This is a genomic window from Planomonospora algeriensis, assembly GCF_977012225.1.
This window is the reverse complement of sequence record NZ_CDRNDK010000601.1, coordinates 1-3,171: the sequence shown is the minus strand read 5'-3', so window position 1 is coordinate 3,171 and position 3,171 is coordinate 1. Positions and strand designations below refer to the sequence as shown.

General features: G+C 77.5%; 3 protein-coding genes and 1 pseudogene. 1 reads left to right on the top strand and 3 read right to left on the bottom strand.

From position 1 onward, the window contains the following. Positions 1-292 (top strand): EAL domain-containing protein (locus ACWJ6R_RS33140; RefSeq protein WP_449065999.1); only part of this gene is annotated, 292 nt, incomplete at its 5' end. Between the two features lie 198 nt (positions 293-490). On the opposite strand, the gene ACWJ6R_RS33135 is transcribed toward ACWJ6R_RS33140, so the two are convergent. The 3 genes and pseudogenes from ACWJ6R_RS33135 to ACWJ6R_RS33125 form a co-directional block, all read right to left on the bottom strand. Next, complete coding sequence (locus tag ACWJ6R_RS33135) at positions 491-631, bottom strand: helix-turn-helix domain-containing protein (protein WP_449066000.1); 141 nt, start codon at positions 629-631, stop codon at positions 491-493. A 26-nt stretch (positions 632-657) separates the two neighbouring features. Further along, positions 658-2,706, bottom strand: a complete 2,049-nt coding sequence (locus ACWJ6R_RS33130; protein WP_449065998.1) for a helix-turn-helix transcriptional regulator — start codon at positions 2,704-2,706, stop codon at positions 658-660. Continuing rightward, a pseudogene (locus ACWJ6R_RS33125) lies at positions 2,703-3,171 on the bottom strand (hypothetical protein); the annotation flags it as partial. The gene ACWJ6R_RS33130 and the pseudogene ACWJ6R_RS33125, both read right to left, overlap by 4 nt.

Genomic DNA, 3,171 nt, shown 5'->3' with positions numbered 1-3,171 from the left:
GGCCTACCTGCGGACCCTCCCGGTGGACATCCTCAAGATCGACCGGTCGTTCACCACCCCGCTGACCGAGTCCGACCACCACCGGACCCGCGCCTTCACCAAGGCGATCCTGGAGCTCTCGGCCAGCCTGGGACTCAGCACCGTGGTGGAGGGCGTGGAGTCGCGCGACCAGGCCGACGTGCTGCAGCAGATGGGCTCCCCGCTGGCCCAGGGCTACCTGTTCTCCCCGCCCGTGCCGCCCGCGCGGATCGACGACATGCTGCGGGTCACCCCCTGGAAGAACGTGGCCTGACCGCGGCGTCCCGCGCGGAGCCGGGACGTCCCGGCCGCGGGGACGCCGGGAGCGGCCGCCAGGGGATCCGGGCTACCGGCGGGATCTTCCAGCTGCTCGGGCGGGGAGGAGGCGGGGACGGCGGAGTCGACTTCCCCCGGCGGGGGCGTGTGGTCGCGCCGGCCGTGGGCGCTGAGCGGTCGCCGATGGGGCGGTCGGCTAGGAGAGCAGGCGCACCAGTTCGACGCGGGAGCGGATGCCGAGCCGGGTGAAGATGTTCCTGAGGTGGTGCTCGACGGTGCGCGGGCTCAGGAAGAGCTGGGCGGCCACCTCGCGGTTGGTGGCGCCGTCGGCGACCAGCCGGGCGATCTGGAACTGCTGCGCCGTCAGGGCCTGGGCCGCGGGAGCCTCCTCGGCCCGCGCCCGCGCTCCGGCAGCCCGGGCCCGGCGTGCCGGGACGGCAGAGCCTCCCCCGAGGCGCGCAGCTCGCCCCGGGCCTGCTCGGCCCAGAGCCGCGCGCCGTACCGCTCGAAGGTCTCCAGCGCGCCGTGCAGGTGCTCCCGGGCCGCACCGGGCCGCCGGTTGCGGCGCAGCGCACTGCCGAACAGCAGCTGGGTGCGGGCCGTCTCGAACGCGCAGGATCCCCGCTCGTGCAGGTCCAGCGCCTCGCGGAAGCGCTCCTCGGACTCGCCGCGGCCGGCCAGGAGCGCGTGGCAGCGCGCCGCCAGCGCCAGCCGGTCGGGGCTGCGCGTGCTGCCCACCCAGCGGTCGAGCACGGACAGGGCCGCCTGCGCGTGCCCGACGTCGCCGGTGCGTACGGCCGCCTCGACGAAATGGGGGGTCGCCATGACCCGGATGACCGGGTGCCCGCCCGTCCCGCCGGGGCGGGCCGTGACCCGCAGGCGTGCGGCGGCGCCCGCGTGGCGGCCGGCGGCGACGTCGAGGTGGGCCAGCGCCCAGTTGCCGAGCGCTCCGACGACGCCCAGGCCGTGGGCGTCGGCCAGCTCGATCGCGCTCCCGGCTCTGATCCGGCACGTCTCCTCGTCGCCCTGCACCGCCGCGGTCAGGGCGAGCCAGGCCAGGTGCTGGGCCGCGCTGTTGAGCCTGCCCGTCTCCTGGGCCAGCCGCAGGCCCTCCATCGCGTTGGCCGCGACCGAGGCGTAGCGCCCCATCCAGAGCTCGGCCTGGATCAGGAACTCCAGCACCTGCGGCACCGTGGAGACCGCCCCCTGGGCGCGCGCGATGTCGATCGCCCGGGTCGCCAGCTTCAGCGCCTGGACGTCGTCGCCGAGCAGCAGGCTGGAGACGCAGGCCCAGACCAGCACCGAGGGGTTGTCCACCGAGGGGGCGAGCTCCACGACGCGGCGCAGCGGGGCCGCCGCCTCCCCGTGCCGCCCGCGGAAGGTCGCCGCCATGCCGGCGAGGTACTCGAACATCAGCTGCGTGGTGGGCGGGTCGTCCGGGCGCCGCAGCGCGGCGGCGCGCCGCGCGATGGCCATGAAACGGTGGTTGTCGCCGGCGAGGTAGGTCGCCTCGCTCGCGCGGATCAGCGCCCGGACGGCCTGCTCCCGGTCGCGGTCGAGCAGCCGGTCGGCCGCCGCCAGCAGCTCGTCGCAGGCGCTGCCGGTCTTGCCGCTGCGCAGGTCCAGACTGCCCCGGACCAGTTCGGCCCGCCCCCGCACCTCCTCGGTGACCGTCAGGGAGTTGAGGCGGGCCAGCAGGGACCGGGCGCGCTGCGGCAGGCCCGCGTGCCAGGCGTGGCGCGCGGCGGCGGCCAGGCGGGCCGCCCTGACGTCGCCGCGGAACGTGAGCTCCGCGGCCCGCTCGAAGGCGCGGAACGCCTCGGGGAAGCCGCTCCGGCCTGCGGCCGTGCCGTCCGGCCCTTCGGCGAGCTCCTCCACCAGTGCGTCGGCCAGCCGCTCGGCGGGACCGTCCAGCGCGGCCGCCCGGTGCCAGGCCCGCCGCAGGCGCTGGTGCTCGGCGTCCAGGATGCGGGCCAGCAGGCGGTGCGCCTCCCTTCGCCGGGCCGGGGAGGCCCCGGCGTAGACCACCGGGCCCATCGCCGGATCGCGGAAGTCGTAGCGGTCGCCGACCGCGCGGACGACGCCCGCCCGCTCGGCGGGTTCCAGCGCGGTGAGCGCGCAGCGGGGTTCGGCGGCGCGCAGCAGGGTGGCCGTGTCCAGGTCCGGATCGGCCGCGAGCAGCAGCAGCAGATCCGCGGTCTCACCGGGCAGCCGGGAGAGCCGGTCGGCGTACGCGCGCCACAGCCGTCCGCCCGGCGGCGGGGTCTCCGGGGGAGCGGCGGCACCGCTCGCCTGGTCGGGGGTGAGCGAGCCGACGAGTTCGCGGAGCGCGAGCGGGTTGCCGCGGGCGACCTCGGCCAGCGAGATCCGCAGGTCCTCGGAGAGGCCGGGCGGCGCCAGGTCGTCGATCACCTGCCGGGCCGCCTCCTCGGCCAGGCGGCCGAGGACCAGCCGGGGGATGTCGCCGGGCGCGCCCGCCGGGCCCCGGCCCCGTCGCCGCCTCCGTCCGTCCCGCCGGAGGCGCCCCCCTCGTCGGCCGCCAGGAGCAGCGCGATCCGCTCCCCGCCCAGCCGTCGGGCGACGAAGAACAGTGCCTCGCGACTCGGCGCGTCGAGGTGGTGCAGGTCGTCGACGCAGATCAGGACCGGGCGCCGTACGGCGAGCAGGAGGTCGAGGACGGCGGCGGGAAGGGCCAGACCGCGGCCGGCCGTACCGAGCCGCAGGGCCTCGGTGAGCACCGCCGCCTGCGCCGGGGGCAGCGCCGCCAGCCCGTCCGCGATCGGGCGGAGCAGGGCGTGCAGCCCGGCGTAGGGCAGATGCGACTCCATCGCGGTGCCGCGGGTCCGCAGCACCGCGAAGCGGTCCCCGGCCGGGCGG